Below are 17,557 nucleotides of genomic sequence, written 5' to 3' on the forward strand. Positions count from 1 at the left end.
TTGCCTCGGCAGCCGGCTCCGGCCTGCTCCTGTTGCGCCCGATCAACGACTTCGGGCATTTCACCGACTAAGGAAAAATTCGGGCGCCCAGCCCTTGTGTTGCATATAAGCAACACCATATGAGCGGGATCAGGAGGCACATTCCACAATGAATCTCGAAAAGTTCACTGACCGCGCCAAGGGTTTCCTGCAGGCGGCGCAGACCGTCGCGATCCGCCTGAACCACCAGCGCATCGCGCCCGAGCATATCCTCAAGGCCCTGCTCGACGATCCCGAAGGCATGGCCGCCGGGCTCATCAAGCGCGCCGGTGGCAACCCGGTGTTCGCGACGCAGGAACTCGACAAGGCGCTGGCGAAAATCCCCGCCGTTTCGGGCAGCGGCGCGGCCGGTTCGCCGGGTCTGGACAACGACGCCGTGCGTGTCCTCGACGCGGCCGAGCAGGCTGCGACCAAGGCGGGCGACAGCTTCGTCACCGTCGAGCGGCTGCTGCTGGGCCTGGTGCTGGCGACGACCACGGCGGCGGGCCAGGCGCTCAAGGCGGGCAATGTCACGGCGCAGGCGCTCGAAGCCGCGATCACCGAACTGCGCGGCGGCCGCACCGCCGACAGCGCGGGCGCGGAGAACGCCTACGACGCGATGAAGAAGTACGCCCGCGATCTCACGCAGGCGGCGAAGGACGGCAAGCTCGACCCGGTCATCGGCCGCGACGAGGAGATTCGCCGCACCATCCAGATCCTCGCGCGGCGCACCAAGAACAACCCCGTGCTGATCGGTGACCCAGGCGTCGGCAAGACCGCCATCGCCGAAGGGCTCGCGCTGCGCATCGCCAATGGCGACGTGCCCGACAGCCTCAAGGACCGCAGCCTGATGTCGCTCGACATGGGCTCGCTGATCGCGGGCGCCAAGTACCGCGGCGAGTTCGAGGAGCGCCTGAAGGCCGTGCTCGACGAGGTGAAGGGCGCTGACGGCCAGATCATCCTGTTCATCGACGAGATGCACACGCTGATCGGCGCGGGCGCCTCCGAAGGCTCGATGGACGCGGGCAACCTGCTCAAGCCCGCGCTGGCACGCGGCGAACTGCACTGCATCGGCGCGACCACGCTGGATGAATACCAGAAGTACGTCGAGAAGGACGCCGCGCTGCAGCGCCGCTTCCAGCCCGTGTTCGTGGGCGAGCCGACGGTCGAGGACACGATCTCGATCCTGCGCGGGCTCAAGGAAAAGTACGAGCTGCACCACGGCGTGCGGATCACCGACGGCGCGATCGTGGCGGCGGCGACGCTGTCCAACCGCTACATCACCAACCGCTTCCTGCCCGACAAGGCGATCGACCTGATGGACGAGGCCGCCAGCCGCATCCGCATGGAAGTGGAAAGCAAGCCCGAGGAGATCGAGAAGCTCGACCGCCGCATCGTCCAGCTCAAGATCGAGGAAATGGCGCTCGGCAAGGAGAGCGATTCCGCGTCGAAGGACCGGCTTGCCGCGCTGCGCGTGGAACTCAGCAACCTCGAACAGCAGTCGAGCGAACTGACCACCCGCTGGCAGAACGAGCGCGACAAGATCGCGGCGGAAGGCAAGCTCAAGGAACAGCTCGACGCCGCGCGCATCGAACTCGAGCAGGCGCAGCGCGGCGGCGACTACGCCAAAGCGGGCGAGCTGTCCTACAGCACCATCCCCGCGCTGGAGGCGAAGTTGGCGGAGGCGCAGGCCACCGCCGGGAACGCCTTGCTGCGCGAGGAAGTGACCGAGGACGACATCGCCGGCGTCGTCAGCCGCTGGACCGGGGTTCCGGTCGATCGCATGCTGGAAGGCGAGCGCGAGAAGCTCCTCAAGATGGAGCAGATCATCGGCGGCCGCGTGATCGGCCAGACCGATGCCGTCGCCGCCGTCTCCAAGGCGGTGCGGCGCGCGCGCGCGGGCCTGCAGGACCCGAACCGGCCGCTCGGCTCGTTCCTGTTCCTCGGCCCCACGGGCGTCGGCAAGACCGAGCTGACCAAGGCGCTGGCGGGCTTCCTGTTCGACGACGACACCGCGATGGTGCGCATCGACATGTCGGAATTCATGGAAAAGCATGCGGTCGCCCGGCTGATCGGCGCGCCTCCGGGCTATGTCGGCTACGAGGAAGGCGGCGTGCTGACCGAGGCGGTGCGGCGGCGGCCTTATCAGGTCGTGCTGTTCGACGAGGTCGAGAAGGCGCATTCCGACGTCTTCAACGTGCTGCTGCAGGTGCTCGACGACGGGCGCCTGACCGATGGACAGGGCCGCGTGGTGGACTTCACCAACACGCTCATCATCCTGACGTCGAACCTCGGCAGCCAGTACCTTGCCGGGCTAGATGAGGGCGTGGACGTCTCCACCGTGGAGCCGCAGGTGATGGAAGTGGTGCGCGGGCATTTCCGGCCCGAGTTCCTCAACCGCCTCGACGAGATCGTGCTGTTCCACCGCCTCGGGCAGGAGCACATGGCGCCGATCGTCGATATCCAGGTGGCCCGCGTGCAGAAGCTGCTCAAGGACCGCAAGATCGTGCTCGACCTGTCGGACGCGGCGAAGCGGTGGCTGGGGCGTGTCGGCTACGACCCGGTCTACGGCGCGCGGCCGTTGAAACGCGCGGTGCAGCGCTACCTGCAGGACCCGCTGGCGGAGAAGCTGCTGGCTGGCGAGGTGCCGGATGGCTCGCACGTCCGGATCGAGGACGGCGACGGGGCGCTGGTGATGGGCGTGGAGTGACGAAAACGGGCCGGGAAGCAACGCTTCCCGGCCCGAATCTCATGTGGCTCGATCTTGTGAAGATCAGAACACGTTCGCCTTCACGCCCATGAAGAACGAGCGGCCGACCGCGCTGATCGGATAGGCGACTGCACCCACGTCGGGCTTGGTGTCGAACAGGTTGTTGACACCGCCGTAGATCGTGAAGCGGTCATCGACGTTGTACGATGCGTACAGTTCGTGCTCCCACTTCTCCTTGTACCAGATGTACTGGCTGGGCAGGTAGTCGGGGTTGGCCGCTTGCTGCTCGCGGGTGACCCGGCGAGTCTTGTCCCACCAGTTGATGCCGTAGTTCAGCGAGAACGGGCCCTTGATCCAGGTAAGGTCGAAGGTCGCGCTGAACTTGGGTGCCGGGTACGCCGAGCTGTCCAGTTCGTTCTGCGCCACGGCGCCGAGCGAGGGAACGAATTCCAGCTTGTTGAGATAGTTGCCAACGAGGCTGAACAGGAAGCTGCCGACGGCCGGCGAGGCTTCGAGGCGATACTGCAGGTTCAGGTCGAGACCTGCCGTCTTGTACGATGCGACGTTCTGCGGGACTACGCTGAAGCCGTTGATGTAGCCGGTAGTGCCGCTGCGGGTGATGAGCGAACAATACTGGTTCTGCAGCGTCGGCTGGTCGTAGCAGAGGTCCACGATGTCCTGCGCGGTCGAGTAGTTGATCGCCTTGCTGATACGGATGTTGTACCAGTCTGCGCTGAGAGTGAAGCCTTTCAGGAAGCTCGGACGCAGCACCACGCCGGCGGTCCAGGTCTTGGCCTTTTCCTCGGAGAGGTTCGGGTTGCCGCCCTGGGTGCCCAGCAGGCTGCTGTTCTGCGGTGAGGTCTGGTCGTCGGCCGGGTTGAAGTCGATGATCTGCTGCGGGGTAAGGCCGGCAGCGGTCAGCGCCGCGGTGCAGTTGGCCTGGCGGGGTGCCTTGCCTTCGGCGATGCGTTCCGGGCCGCACGGGTCGGTGATGAACTCGTAACCGCCGCTGGTGCCGGCAAACAGCTCGGTGATGTTCGGTGCACGCACCGAAACCGAATAGGTGCCGCGGAACGAAACGTCTGCGATCGGCGCATACGTGCCGTTGACGTTCCAGGCGGTGTTCGTGCCGACCGTCGAGTAGTCCGAAACGCGCAATGCGCCACCCAGGCTCAACTCATGGGCCAGCGGGGCATCGAGCAGGATCGGCAGACGGATTTCTCCGTAGGCTTCCTTCACGTCGTACGAACCGCCGTCGATCGTCGCCTGCGCGCTGTCGGCCAGGAAGCCGTTCTGCGTGTAGTACGACGGGATCTGAAGGCTGCTCTCCTTGCGGTACTCGAGACCGACGGCGAAGCCGATCGGGCCGCCCGGCAGTTCGAAGAACCCACCGGTGTCACCCGAAATGCTGGCCGAGCCGACGTACTGGCGTAGGCGGGCATAGTCGGTGTGGGTCGCGAGAATGAAGGCCAGCGCCTCAGGCGAAGGCGAGCCGTTGCCCAGGACGTTGAGCGGTACGCACTGGCCGGGCTGGAACGTCAGCGGCGCGCCGCTGTAGAAGGGCGAGCCGAAGCTGTTGCCCATTATCTCGGTCTGGCCGGGCAGGTTGATGCGGCAGGTCACGCCGCCGTTGCCGTCGGACACCGCGTCCAGCGCCGCCGAGTAGCGATCGAGGATACGGTCGCCCGAGGCGGTCGCCCGCTGCGTCGACTGGCCGAAGACGAACGAGGCGTCGTACTTCAGGTGCGATGACAGTTCGCCGTTGGCACCGACGACGGTGCGCCACAACTCGCGGTTCAGTTCCGAGCGGCGGATGCCGAAGTCGAAGTTGTCGCGGCTGACGAGGGCGCCGTCCGGAGCGTTCGCACCAAAGCGCTCGTTCAGATAGTAGTTGTCCGCGAACAGCTCGGTGTAGAAGTCGTAAGTCGGCTGCGCAAAGGTGTACGCCTTGGAACGCACGTACTTCGCTTCCGCATAGAAGTTGAGCGCCGGGCTGACTTCGTAGTGGCCCATCACGTTGACGATGTGACGGCGCAGGAACGGCGTGTAGTCGCCGTAGTACGAATCGCGCGGGGTGCTGTCGCCGCCCACGGTAAACGCGGTGCCGGGGACGTAAGTGCCCAGATCGTACGGGTTGCCTTCACCGGTATAGTCGGGAACGCCGTCGAAATCGATGTCGATCGCGCCGCCCATCGAGCTGTCCGCCCAGCGCAGGTTGTTCATCAGCACGCGGTCGGGCACGTTCGGATCGTCGCGTGTCGAGCCGGGGGCGCCGTCGGCCGGGTTGCGTACGAAGCTCCAAGTCGGGCCGGTCTTGCCGTAGTTCAGACGCTTGCGCTGCGAGAAGCGGTCGGTCTTGTTGAATTCGTAGGCGAGGGTGATGTTGCCCTTGCCGTCGTCGAAATTGGTGCCAGCAGTTGCCGCGAGGAACTTCTCACCCGCGTCGCCGCGCTGCGAGATCGTGTTCTGGCCACGGATGCGCAGGCCTTCGAAGTCCTTCTTCATAATGAAGTTGACCACGCCCGAAACGCCGTCCGCACCGTAGATCGCCGAGACGCCGCCGGTGAGCACGTCGACGCTCTCGATCAGATCGGTCGGGATGGTGTTGGTATCGACCGATGCGGTGCCGGGATAGCCCGCCACGTGGCGCCGGCCGTCAACCAGCACGAGCGTGCGCGCAGTGCCCAGGTTGCGCAGGTTCAGCAGGTTGACGCCGGTGAGCTGGCCATTGGGCAGGTTCGAGCCGGCGGAATCGATCGCACGGCGCGAACCGAGTAGGGCCGGGCTCTGCGACAGAAATTCGGTGATGTTGGTCCGGCCCGACTGCTCGATCGTGGCGGCGGTGACTGACACGACCGGGTTGGGGTTGTCGAACCCGTTCGGTATGGTGATGCGAGTGCCGGTAACGGTGATGGCATCACCACTTTCGTCGGCGGTGTCGGTGCCGCTCTGTGCGGTGGCACCCTGTGCGCTGGCTTCTTGAGCGCGCGCTGGCGCGGCGGCCAATACAGCGATCGCCGGAATCGCGGCGACGCCAAGAAGCAGAGTGCTTCTTGCGGTTTTCATGGTGTGTCCCCTTGTTGCTTCGGTGCGGATGTGACGTCCGCGTGCCCGGCCGGAAATCCGGGCAGATGCCGATAGTCTGCCGTGCCAATTCGCAACTGCAACAGCGATTTGCAGGAAAGCTGCAACAAAAGAGTCATTTGTTGTAACATTGCAACAGGTTGCAACAGTTTGTCGTCATTCAGCAGGACACGGATTTCAGACAGACACGCCAAAAAAAAGGCGGCCTCCGAAGAGACCGCCCCATTTTTTGTCCAGACCTTGCGGTTTAGAAGTCAACCTTCGCGCCGAGGCGGAAGTAGCGGCCGACCATGTTGGCCTGGCCCCATGCCGGGTTGTAGTTGAAGATCGAGTAAGCCGCCGACGGGTCGAACTTCGGCTTGATCGCGAACGCATTGAGGATGTTCGCATAGATCGAGAAGTTGTCGCTGACCTGAACATTGGCTGCGATGTCGAAGTTCCACTGCGCACCGACCTTGCACTTCACCGGAGTGCCATCGTCGTATTCGACGACCGAAGCACCGACGCTGGCTGCGCAATCACCCTTCACGCCGCTGTAATCGACCGACGCGAGGTCGTAGCCATGCGTGTAGTATGCGGTACCGGTCAGCGACACCTTGCCCATGGTGAAGGTGTTCTGCCAGGAACCGCGCCACTTCGGCGAACCCGAGCACGAGGTGTAGTCACAGGGGCTCAGCGAGCCGTCGTAACGCTCCTTGGTGCCCGTAGCACGGGTCAGTTCGTACTTGATGAGGTACGAAGCGTCGAGGTTGCTGGTCCAGGTAACCGGGCCGAAATCGTAGCTGATGTTGGCGCCGAAATCGATGCCCTCTACGACCTGCGAGTCCGAGTTGTTGTACGAGTACTCGATGAAGCCCGGGTTCGCGATCGCCGTCAGGTTATCCGGATCGGGATTGAGCGGACGAATAGTCACGCCGGTGACGGCATTGGTCGCGCCGGTACGCAAGTAAGCGTCGAGAGCCGCATCCTGGTCTTCCGCCGAAACGCCGCCGATGATGCCCTTAATCTTCGTGCGGAAGTAATCCACGGTGAAGCTGACATTGCGCATCGGTTCGAACACGGCACCGAACGTGTAGCTGGTCGACTTCTCGGGCTTCAGGTCGGGGTTACCCGTACCGGTACGACCGATGTTGTAGGCAGCGCTTACGTAGTTGTTGTTGTCGTGCGAGGCGCAGTAGGCTGCATAAGTGGTGCAGTCGATCTTGAAGTTGGCGTAACCGGTCGTCGGCAGGCCGTATGCTTCGTTGAACGAAGGAATACGGAAGCCCTTCGACCAGGTGCCGCGCAGCAGGACCTGTTCGATCGGTTTGATCTTGATGCCGAACTTCGGCGAGAAGTTGCTCTGGCCTGACGAATACTTGTCGTAGCGACCCGAAGCAGACAATTCCACCTGATCGATGATCGGCGCGCTGATGTCGTAGAAGGCCGACTTCACGTTGCGGCTGCCGGCAGCGCCGACCGCGTTGATCGTGAAGTAACGGTCATAGGGAGCGGCATCGTTCTGCGGGTTCGCCGACTGGTCGTCGAGCGATTCCTTGCGGTACGATGCACCGACTGCGACCTGCAGCGAACCGCCGGGCAATTCGAACAGTGCGCGCTGGATGGTGCCTTCGACCTGCCACAGCTTGGAGGTCGAGACCTTCCTGTTCACCGGAGCCACATAGTCGCGGACTTCCTGGCTGTTCAGCCAGGGCGCCGCGAAGTTGTACTCGCCGGTCGCGACCATGTCGGCCAGGCGCTGCGGGATCAGGTAGTTGCGGCTGGTGCGCGTGAGCTGCACTTCCGACGCCGTAGCGCCGACGGTGTAGGCCCATTCGTCATCGCTGCCGAAGGTGCCGTTGATGCCCGCCTGGACGCGCATCGAGCGTGCACCGGTTTCGACCGTCTGCGGCTTGTCGTAGCGGCCGCGGATGATCGCGGTCTGGCCGCTGGCGGCGAACGGGTTGTTCGGGTTCAGCGTGCCGTTGGCGGCATTACAGCCCGAGCTGACGTTCAGGTTGTTGACGAAAGTGGCGGTGCCTGCCGAGCAAACGTAGACCGGCAGGACGACGCTGGCCCAGGTGGCCGAACTGGGCGGCGGAGTGGCGTTGGGGAACGCGGCCGGAGAAAGCTGCGAATAGGTGCTGGTCTTGGTCCAGTCGACCGAGACGAACGCCTCTGCCTTCTCGCCGACCTTCACGGTCGCGCGGCCGGCAAAGCCGTAGCGCTTCGTTTCCGGGCGGAGCGTGGCGTAGAGGTTCTTCAAGTCCGCCGAGCAGACATTGCCGTAACGGCCGCTGCTGCTTGCGCTGGCAGGCAGGCTCGTGGGCGTCGAGTTGAACGCGGCGCAGTCCGGATTGAGCAGCTGATAAGGGGTGGTATTGCCACCGGCAGCATTGCTGGCCGCGACGAGCGGAGCAAGCGGGATCGTCGAGCCGCCCAGCGAGCCATCGCCGTTAACGCCGAAGGCGTACCAGCGGGTCGGCGTCTTCATGCAGCCGCCGTTGTCGTTGCAGATGTTGCCGAGATAGCCGGTGTTGAACTTGTCGCCGCGGTTGCGAGCCCAGATCTCTTCGTTCTTGCGGTACATGCCGCTGACGTAGAAGTTGAAGCCGTCGGTTTCGAGATCGCCGTGGCCCACGGTGAGGTCAAGACGCTGTTCGCTGCCGTCGCCGTGGTCGGAGATGCCGTTCGAAACGTTGGCGTGAATGCCCTGGACCTGCTTCTTGGTGATGACGTTCACCACGCCGGCGACTGCGTCAGCGCCGTAAGTCGACGAAGCGCCGTCCTTCACGACTTCGATACGGTCGATAACCGCGTCGGGGATCGAGTTGAGATCGACGAAGTTGCGGTGTCCGTCATCCGCGACCGGGTACATGGCCATGCGCATGCCATCGACGATCGTCAGCGTGTTCTGAACGGTCAGGCCGCGCAGCGAGATCGCGTTCGCGCCGGCTGCGAAGTTGTTGCCGTTGTTCCAGCCTTCCGAGATCGTGCCCGAGCCGTTGGCGGAGAGGCGCTGAAGTGCTTCGGCTGCGGTGTTGATGCCGCGCTGTTCGAAGTTGTCGGCGGAGATGACGGTGACCGGCGAAGCCGTCTCGGCATCGGTGCGGCGCAGCAGCGAGCCGGTGACGATGATGACGTTCGAATCGTCGGAGGCCGCCTCTTCCGACTTCTGCGGAGCTGCGTCCTGCGCGTGCGCAGTTCCGCACAGCAGTGCGAAAGCCGTGAGGCTTGTCGCGCCGCGCAGCGCGGCCTTCTGGATTGTGGTTTTCACTTTTGTGTCCCTTGTTGCTTCGTTCAGCAGGCGAATGCGTGACCAAGTTCGCCTGATGACCCGTTGCCGGCTTTCGGATGCGCGCACGCATCGTGATGCCATGTGAAATGTTGTTGCGCCGGAGGGATCGCCTTTCAACGGAATTTGCCAAGTTGGGAGAAATGGGTTGGCGATTGTGGCAATGACGCAACAGCCATGCGCGACGAACCGTGGCCGTTCTGCAACCGCGCAAGGATTCCAGCCGATTAGTTGGAACAATAGACCTGTTGCATATAGGCATTGTCCACAGAGTTTCTTGCGCACGCCATCGCCCCGGTGAAATCCTGTTGCGTTGCTGCAAATCGATCTTGCGCAATGGATTGACCGGCCCTCTCGAGGCATTTAACCGATTGATTAAATCGCCTCGGACAAAATCGATGGTCTGCTTCGCCGGATCGGCATAGGGCGCGACAGGAAAAGGAAATCGGCATGAAACTCGACAACTCCATGGCCGCAGTGGTCACCGGCGCGGCTTCCGGACTTGGCGCGGCGACGGCGCGGGCGCTCGCGGCGCAGGGCGTGAAGGTCGCGATCTTCGACCTCAATGCCGAAGCTGGCGAAGCGCTTGCAGCCGAGATCGGCGGCGTGTTCTGCGCGGTCAACGTGACCGACGAGGACAGCGTGATCGCCGGATTCGCGAAAGCACGCGCGGCGCATGGGCAGGAGCGGGTGCTGGTCAATTGCGCAGGCATCGCGCCGGCCGCCAAGACCGTCGGCAAGAATCGCGAGACGGGCGAGCCCAGGTCGCACGACATGGCGCTGTTTGAGAAGGCGATCGCGATCAACCTCGTGGGCACCTTCCGCTGCATCAGCAAGTCGGCGGCGGGCATGGCGACGCTGGAGCCGCTCGACGCGGCCGGTTCGCGTGGGGCCATCGTCAACACCGCGAGCGTCGCGGCGCAGGACGGCCAGATCGGGCAGGCCGCCTATGCCGCGTCGAAGGGCGGGGTACTGGCGATGACGCTGCCGGTCGCGCGCGATCTCATGAGCGAGGGCATTCGCGTCAACACGATCCTGCCGGGCATTTTCGAGACGCCGATGATGGCGGGAATGCCGCAGGGCGTGCAGGATGCGCTGGCGGCGATGGTGCCGTTCCCCAAGCGCCTCGGCAAGGCGGAAGAGTACGCGAAGCTGGCGTTGTTCATGCTGGAGCACGACTATCTCAACGGCGAATCGATCCGTCTCGACGGTGCGATCCGCATGGGGCCGAAGTAAGCGCCGATGAAGGAACGTCCCGTCTCCCTGACCGCCGGCGCCGTGGAAGTCGCGCCTCCGGGCGCGCGTGCGATGCTGCTCGACACGGCGAGTGCGATCATGCGCGACGGCGACGTGATCGACATCTCGCTTTCCGAACTGAGCCTCCGCTCCGGGTTGAACTCGGCGCTGGTGAAGTACTACTTCGGCAACAAGGCGGGGCTGCTCAAGGCGCTGCTCGACCGTGACTGGGAGGCGATCGTCGTCAGCGTCGACGCGCTCGTCGCCAAGGACGGGTGGGAGCCGGAGGCCAAGCTGCGGCGGCACTTGTGGAAGGTGGTCGATACCTTCTACGAAGTGCCGTATCTCAATCGCCTGACCATGCGCATGGTGCGCGAGAGCGACGATACCGAGGCGCGGCGCATCGCCAATTGCTACCTCTCGCCGATCTACCGCGCTTACGAGCAGTTGATCGGCGACGGCGTGCGGGCAGGGGTGTTCCGCGAGATCGACCCGCAGTTGTTCTACTTCACGGTGACGGGGGCGGTGGACCGCTTCTTCTCGGCGCGGCTGGTGCTCAAGCACTGTTTCGACCAGGACAGCCTGACCGAGGAACTGCGGGACCGTTACCGCGAGCATACGATCGACATCATCATGGCAGGCATCCTCGCGCACTGATGGCCCGCAAGAAGAAGCGTTATCTCACCGCGACGATGGCGGACGGCTACGTCAAGACCATCGGGCCGACGACCGATCCTTTCACGCATTACTGGCGCGTGGTGGCCGAGTTGCAGAACGGCAGGACCGAGGTGTTCTGGGGGCACGCCCGCTCGCTGGCGGAGGCGAAGAAGAAGCGCCTTCCGCTGGGCGAAGCAGCGAAGATGCGCGGGTGGAAGGGGTTCGCCTTCGAGATCGCGGAACTGGTGGAGACGGACGGCTGAAACGCCGCCGTCAGCGCACCTTCAGTCCCACTTCGCCCAGCAGCAGGGCAGCCTGATCGCGTGAGATCGTCGCGCCGCGGAAGCGCCGCGCATCGCCGAGGGTCACGCCGCCCAGATCGGCGCCGCGCAAGTCTGCACCCTCGAAGCGCGCGCCGTCCACTTGCGCATCGCGCAGGCTGCAGCCTTCGAAAGTGGTCATCCGGAAATCCACCTTGCGCAGGTCGGCCTGTGAGAAGTCGATGCGCTGCAGGGTCGTCTTGCGGAACGACAGGCCGGGCAGCTTCGCACCGACGAGCAGGGTTTCGTCGAAATGGACTTCCAGCGCCTTGAGATCGGACATGTCGGCGCCCGTCAGCTTGCTGCGGGAAAAGCGGGTTCCCTGCAGCATGGCGCGCCGCAGCGCAGAATTATTGAAGTCGCAGGCGGTGAATGCTGCGTCGCTGAGGTCGCAGCCGATGAAGTCTGCGAAGGCGCCCCGGCACGAGCGCCAGCGGGTCTGCTCCAGTTTCGCGCCGGACAGTTTCGCATGGCGCAGGCTGCACTGTTCGAAGGTCCAGGCGGACAAGTCGAGGCCCGACAGGTCCGCCTCATCCAGATCGCAGTTCGTGATGTGCCAGGGACTGCCGATAAGCGCTTCGACATCGCGCCGTTCCAGCTTGCGATCGCGAACTGTCTGCGCGGCGAAAAGGTCATCCATGGCTGGCAAGTAACCGCAACGACCGGCAGAGACCAGAGGTGCGGGAGAACTTCGCGCGCTGCGCCGACAGTACCGGGAGCGCGAGGGTGCTGACCCTCGCGTCCACCCTTATTCTTCTGGCCTTTACCCCGCCTTGCCCGGCCCGGTGCCCGAGAACGCATCGCCGATCGAGCATGCCGCCGGGCCGAGGATGACCACGAACAGCGTGGGCAGGATGAACAGGATCAACGGCACGGTCATGATCGCGGGCAGGCGCGCGGCCTTTTCCTCGGCGCGCATCATACGTTCGTTGCGGAATTCGGCCGAGAGCACGCGTAGCGCAGAGGCCAGCGGGGTGCCGTAGCGTTCGGTCTGCACCATCGTCGTCACCACGCCCTTCACCGCGTCGAGGTTGACGCGGTAGGCGAGGTTCTCGAACGCGGCGCGGCGTTCGGTGAGGAACGAGAGTTCGATCGAGGTCATCGAGAACTCGTCGCCCAGTTCCGGGTAGGCGCGGCCCAGTTCGCGTGAGACGCGCTCGAAGGCGGCGTCCACGGTCAGGCCCGCTTCGGCGCAGATGACGAGCAGGTCGAGCGCGTCGGGCAGGCCCTTGCGGATCGCGTCGGTGCGCTTGGACACGAGGTTCTGGATGTAGATGTCCGGGCCTTTGTATCCGGCTAACACCATCGCGGCGAAGGCCATGAACTTCTTGAAGTCCGACCACTGCGGAAAATAATCGATCCCGTAAATCACCAGCGCGGCGAAACCGCCCAGCACGATCGGCGCGACGAGGCGGGCGAGGACGACCGCGACGGCCCATTCCTTGTTGCGGATGCCGGCCTGCGCCAGCTTCTGCTGGATGGTCTTGATCTGGCTGTCCTGCAGCATCCGCGCCTTGCCGAGGAACGCACCCATCTTGTCGGTGGTGTCGTTGCGGCGGATCAGGCTCTGGCGCTTGCGGGCGGTGGTGATGATGCCCGCCTTGAGATGCTCGCGCCGGGCGTTCAGCGCCTTGACGCGCTTTTGCATGGGGTCGCGGATGGTGATCGCGGTGTAGATCGCGAAGAGCACCGCGGCGGCCGCGACGATGGTGAGCAGTGTCCCGACGTAAGTGACGTCGAAGCCGAGGAGGGTGGGACCGGCGGGTTGTTCGAGCATGTGCTGGTCCTCAGATCTCGAAGCTGACCATCTTGGCCATGATGAAGGCACCGATGCCCATCCAGATGGCGCCGCCGATGCCGGCGACCATCAGGCGCTCGTCGATGAAGAACTGGCCGATGTACTGGGGGCTGATCCACCAGATCATGAAGAAGACGATGAACGGCAGCGAGCCGACGATGTAGGCCGAAGCCTTGGATTCCGAACTCATCGCACGGATCTTGAGCTTCATCTGCGCGCGCTTGCGCAGCACGTCCGACAGGTTCGCCAGCGTCTCCGCCAGGTTGCCGCCCGTCTCGCGCTGGATCGCCAGGGTGATGCAGAAGAAGTTGAATTCGGGCATGTTCAGGCGGTCGGCGGTTTCCTGGAGGGCATCCTCCATGGTCTTGCCGACTTTCATGCGGTCGGTGATCAGCTTGAATTCCTCGGCGACGGGGCCGGGGATTTCCTGCGAGACGATGGTGAGCGTCTCCGAGACCGGCAGGCCCGAGCGCAGGCCGCGCACGAGCAGGTCGATGGCGTCGGCGAACTTGACGGTGAAGGCGTTGGAGCGGCGCTTGATGAAGTGGCTGACGACCATGTGCGGCAACCCTGCGCCGATGAAGACGCCGAAGGCGAGGGCAAGGAACAGCGCGCCCGTCTTCATCAGGATCAGCAGCGTTATCACCGCGCCGAGGCCGATCGAGCCGTAGAGATACTGCTGCAAGGTCCAGGGCAGGCCCGAACGGTGCAGACGCAGCGCCAGCGCCTCCGCGCGCGAGGCGGAGCCGGCGATCTGGTGGATCCTCGGCTTGCGGGCGGCGACGGCGCGGCGCATCTGCGCCTCCAGCCGGTCGCTGGCGTTGTTCGAGTGGCGGAAGCGCACCGACTTCAGGCGCCGGGTCGATTCCTTCTTGGGGTTTGGCCCCGAAAGAAGCGCCCAGACGAGCAGCGCGAAGCCCGTGAGCCCCGTCGTCACCATGATGACCTGAAGGAAGTTCATATCCTGTCGAACCTTGCGAACATGCGCCTTACGAGGACGCGGGAGCCTTCTTCTTCGCCTTGGGCATCATTGCCTTGAGGTCGAACTTCCCGAGCAGCGAGGGCTTGGCGGCGGCGCCGTCGTCCTCGGCGATATCGGCGATGTCGCGGGCAAGGTCGCGCAGCACGGCGCCGGCCTTGGTGGCACGGTTGGCGTCGGCGAAGGTCTGACCCAGCTTTGCGGCCATCGATGCGGCCTTGAGGTCATAGGGGATCGAGACGTCGATCCTGGTCTCGATCGAGGCTTCGAAGTCGGCCTTGCTGATCTCCGCCATCGCCGTCTGCACTTTGTTGGCGACGATGATCACGCGGGTCTGCGGCGCATTGGCCTTGAACCACGAGAGCAGGCGGATGGTGTCGCGCGCCGACGCCAGCGTCATCTCCGTCACCAGCACTGCGACGCCGAGGTCGGCGACGAGCTGGGGGAAGTTGATCAGCATGTTGCGCGGCATGTCCACCACGGTCATCTCGAACGCGGCGCGGAATTCCTCCTCGAGCTGTACGAAGGCGGAGCCGTCGGTCAGCAGCGGTGCGTTGATCGGCGCTTCGGCCGAGAGGATCGCGAGATTGTCGTTCGCGCGGATCATCGCACGCTCGATGAACAGGCCGTCGATGCGGCTGGGGTTCTCGATCGCGTCGGTCAGGCCGCGGCCCGGCTCCAGATCGAGGCAAAGCGCGCCGGTGCCGAAGTGGATGTCGAGGTCGAGCAGCGCGGTCGGCAGCTTGTGGTCGGTGCTGAACAGCCACGCCAGCGACGTCGCCAGCGTCGATGCGCCGACACCCCCGCGCGTGCCGATCACGGCGGTCGAGATATGCCGCTTGCCCGCAGCGACGTCATGCGTGCGCGGGGTCGAGAATACCGACTGCGCCTGGGCCAGTGCGTCGCGCACGGCGGCGGACTGCAGGGGCTTGAGCAGGTAGTCGTGGATACCGCTGGCGATGAGGTCGCGGTAGAGGCGCACGTCGTTGACCTGGCCCACCGCGACGACGACCGTGCCCGGCTCGCAGACTTCGGCGAGGGCGTTGATGTCGCTCAGCGGGTCGCCGCTCTCCGAAAGATCGACGAGCAGGATGTTCGGGCTGGCCGAGATCGACAGCGACTGCACGGCATTGCGCAGGCCGCCCTTGTGGCACTTCTCCGGCTGCCAGCCCATCTCGATGGCGATGGGGCGCAGCACGTCCAGCGAGGCCTCGTCGCACAGGAATGCGGCGAACTGGTCGCGGCCGCCGGGGCCGCCCGTCTTCCAGGGAGCGTTCATGGCCATCAGTTGCCCTTGCTGCCGGTCGCGGAGACCGAGTTGCCCTTGCCGGTAGGCGCGGCGGCGCGATAGGCGTCGATCGCCTTGTTCGACGTCATTACCGTGGTCGATCCGGTGTCGGTCTGGCCGTGGATCAGGTCTTCCGGATTGGCGACCATCGCGGCGAGGTTCGAGTTCACCGAGCAACCGTAGTTGGTCGAAGTGGCGTTGCCCGGGTTGAAGTCGCTCTTGGCCGACCAGTCCGGGCAGCCCGGGACATAGGCCTTCGCGCGGCTGATCGTGACGCGGGTGGTGCCTGCGGGCACGGTGCCGCTCGGGGTGGTGGCTTCGTCGAGGACGAGCCCATAGTGCTCCGCCACTGCCGCGATGGCGCTGCGGGTGGCGGTGCTCATGCTCGGATCGTCGACCGAGATGCGGTCGCCGTACTTGAGGCCCATGGCCTCGAACCAGCCGGCAAGGCGGCCTTGCTCGCCATAGGCGAGGCCCGCGCCGCTGCTGGTCACGTCGATGCGGTAGTCGGACTTTTCGACCACCGGCTGATGGACCGAATAGACCGAGCGGTTGTCCGGCACGCCGCCGCAAGCGGCCAGCGAGAGGCCGAGGCCGAAGGCGATGGCGGTACGGGCGAGAGTAGCTTTGCGCATGGTGATCCCCTTTCTCGCTTAGAAGCTGAAGCCGGGCTTGGCGGAGTCGTCGGCGGCGGTGCGCTTGGTCTTTTTGTCCTTCGACGGGACGGAGGTAGCCGCGCCGATGCCCGGACCCGTGGCTCCGGACGGAGTCTTCGTCGCTTCCGGACGCTTTTCGCCGCTGGCGCCGTCGCTATCCATGTTGCCCAGGATGCGCTGCAGTTCGTTGGGCGACTTGAAGCCATCGGTCGGCAGCGCGATCTGCGAGGCCGAATTCATCGGGTTCACCAGATAGGGGGTGACGATGATGACCAGCTCGGTCTCGCCGCGCTTGTAGCTGGTGGAACGGAACAGCGAGCCGAGGATCGGCAGGTCGCCCGCGCCCGGCATCTTCTGGATGGAATTGGCGGTGTTGTTGCTCAACAGGCCGGCAATCATGAAGCTCTGGCCCGAGCCGAGTTCCACGGTCGTCTCGGTGCGGCGCACGGTCAGCGCCGGAATCGAGTAGCCGTTGAGCGTTACCGCGCCTTCGCTCGAAAGCTCCGAGACTTCCGGCCGCACGCGCATCGAAATGCGACCGTTGGCCAGCACAGTGGGCGTATAGCTGAGGCTGACGCCGTACTTCTTGTACTCGATCGAGGTCGAGCCGAGGCCCTGGCTCAGGGGAATCGGAAACTCGCCGCCGGCCAGGAAGTCGGCCGTCTCGCCCGAAAGGGTGGTGAGGTTGGGCTGTGCCAGCGTGCTGACCAGGCCGACCGTCTCGCCCGCATCGAGCGCGCCGAGCAGGTCGATGCCGAGCAGCTTTCCGCCAAGGCCGAGGGTGGTGCCGGTGGCGTTGGGCGTGATGGTGGAATAGTTGCTGCTGGCCTGCGTGGCGATGCCGATCGGCAATGCCGGGTTGTAGTTCGGGAACTTGCCCGAGCCCTGGCCGATCACGAACTTGGCGCCGGTAGTGGCATCGGCGCTGGTGATGTTGACGCTCATCGACTTGACCAGCGAGCGGCTGACTTCAGCGATGCGCACCTGCAGGTTGACCTGCAGCGGCGTGGCGATGCGCAGGCGGCTGATGACGTTGGCTTCCTTGCCCGCGTAAGCCGTGACGAGGCGTTCGGCCTCGGCGGCGTCTTCGGGGTTCTTGATCGTGCCGGTCAGCAGGAAGGTGCTGGAGCCCATCGTCGAGACGCCGATGTTGGCGTCCGGTATCGCGAGGCGCAGCATCGAATCGACGCTGTCGAGGTTCGATCCCACGCGCACCGTGCCCGACCACACCACCGCGCCCGCCGCATTGCTGGCGTAGACCGTAGTGGTGCCGCCGGCCTTGCCGAACACGTAGAACTGCTTCGACGACTTGACCTGCACGTCCGCGACCGCGTCGTTGGCGACGAAGACGTCGGCCATCGAACCGGGAACGTTGACGAGTTGGCCGCTGCCGATCGACAGGCTGACGTCCTGCGCGGGGTGGACGACCGAGGCCGTCTGCGCCTGCGCCGGGGCGGCGGTCATGGGCGCCAGCATGGTGGCGGCGATCAGTGCGGACTTGAGAAGACGCTGCTTCATCGAATTGCCCTCAAAGGGT

Annotated in this window: 12 protein-coding genes; 4 read left to right on the forward strand and 8 right to left on the reverse strand. The window is 64.7% G+C overall.

The genetic code is table 11. The annotated features are described in order from the left end of the window. The first annotated feature begins 148 nt into the window (after nucleotides 1–148). Nucleotides 149–2,728: an ATP-dependent chaperone ClpB gene (gene clpB, locus ACYPYD_RS19125; protein ID WP_459664875.1), complete on the forward strand. Its 2,580-nt coding sequence runs from the start codon at nucleotides 149–151 to the stop codon at nucleotides 2,726–2,728. Nucleotides 2,729–2,791: 63 nt separating this feature from the next. Here the strand turns inward: clpB and ACYPYD_RS19130 are convergent, their stop codons facing one another. After that, nucleotides 2,792–5,794 (reverse strand): TonB-dependent receptor domain-containing protein, encoded by a 3,003-nt coding sequence (locus tag ACYPYD_RS19130; RefSeq protein ID WP_008830334.1) that lies wholly within the window; start codon nucleotides 5,792–5,794, stop codon nucleotides 2,792–2,794. Nucleotides 5,795–6,059: 265 nt separating this feature from the next. Continuing rightward, entirely contained in the window at nucleotides 6,060–9,068 is a 3,009-nt protein-coding gene (locus tag ACYPYD_RS19135; protein ID WP_008830335.1) for a TonB-dependent receptor plug domain-containing protein, read from the reverse strand. A 468-nt stretch (nucleotides 9,069–9,536) separates the two neighbouring features. Between ACYPYD_RS19135 and ACYPYD_RS19140 the strand changes: the two genes are divergently transcribed. From ACYPYD_RS19140 to ACYPYD_RS19150, 3 genes are read left to right on the forward strand one after another with little or no spacing between them, the layout of a single operon-like run. Then, entirely contained in the window at nucleotides 9,537–10,322 is a 786-nt protein-coding gene (locus ACYPYD_RS19140; RefSeq protein WP_036523705.1) for an SDR family oxidoreductase, read from the forward strand. A 6-nt stretch (nucleotides 10,323–10,328) separates the two neighbouring features. Beyond that, entirely contained in the window at nucleotides 10,329–10,979 is a 651-nt protein-coding gene (locus ACYPYD_RS19145; protein ID WP_008830337.1) for a TetR family transcriptional regulator, read from the forward strand. Next, nucleotides 10,979–11,242, forward strand: coding sequence for a hypothetical protein (locus ACYPYD_RS19150; RefSeq protein WP_459664877.1), 264 nt, complete (start codon nucleotides 10,979–10,981; stop codon nucleotides 11,240–11,242). The genes ACYPYD_RS19145 and ACYPYD_RS19150 overlap by 1 nt, the downstream gene beginning before the upstream one ends. Nucleotides 11,243–11,252: 10 nt before the next feature. Here the strand turns inward: ACYPYD_RS19150 and ACYPYD_RS19155 are convergent, their stop codons facing one another. From ACYPYD_RS19155 to ACYPYD_RS19180, 6 genes are all read right to left on the reverse strand, one after another. After that, nucleotides 11,253–11,939: a pentapeptide repeat-containing protein gene (locus ACYPYD_RS19155; protein ID WP_459664880.1), complete on the reverse strand. Its 687-nt coding sequence runs from the start codon at nucleotides 11,937–11,939 to the stop codon at nucleotides 11,253–11,255. Nucleotides 11,940–12,062: 123 nt separating this feature from the next. Beyond that, the gene (locus tag ACYPYD_RS19160) at nucleotides 12,063–13,076 is read right to left on the reverse strand and encodes a type II secretion system F family protein (RefSeq protein WP_008830340.1); all 1,014 of its coding nucleotides are present in this window, start codon (nucleotides 13,074–13,076) and stop codon (nucleotides 12,063–12,065) included. 10 nt (nucleotides 13,077–13,086) lie between these two features. Then, nucleotides 13,087–14,058 carry a type II secretion system F family protein gene (locus tag ACYPYD_RS19165; RefSeq protein WP_008830341.1) on the reverse strand — a complete coding sequence of 324 codons (972 nt, stop codon included), beginning with the start codon at nucleotides 14,056–14,058 and terminating at the stop codon, nucleotides 13,087–13,089. 28 nt (nucleotides 14,059–14,086) lie between these two features. Then, a complete protein-coding gene (locus ACYPYD_RS19170; RefSeq protein WP_036523709.1) occupies nucleotides 14,087–15,355 on the reverse strand; it encodes a P-loop NTPase family protein in 1,269 nt (422 codons plus the stop codon). 5 nt (nucleotides 15,356–15,360) lie between these two features. Further along, nucleotides 15,361–15,999, reverse strand: a complete 639-nt coding sequence (locus ACYPYD_RS19175) for a CpaD family pilus assembly protein (RefSeq protein WP_008830343.1) — start codon at nucleotides 15,997–15,999, stop codon at nucleotides 15,361–15,363. Nucleotides 16,000–16,017: 18 nt separating this feature from the next. Next, nucleotides 16,018–17,538, reverse strand: coding sequence for a type II and III secretion system protein family protein (locus tag ACYPYD_RS19180; protein ID WP_459664882.1), 1,521 nt, complete (start codon nucleotides 17,536–17,538; stop codon nucleotides 16,018–16,020). Between the last annotated feature and the right edge of the window lie 19 nt (nucleotides 17,539–17,557).

This window comes from Novosphingobium sp. 11B, assembly GCF_054589055.1.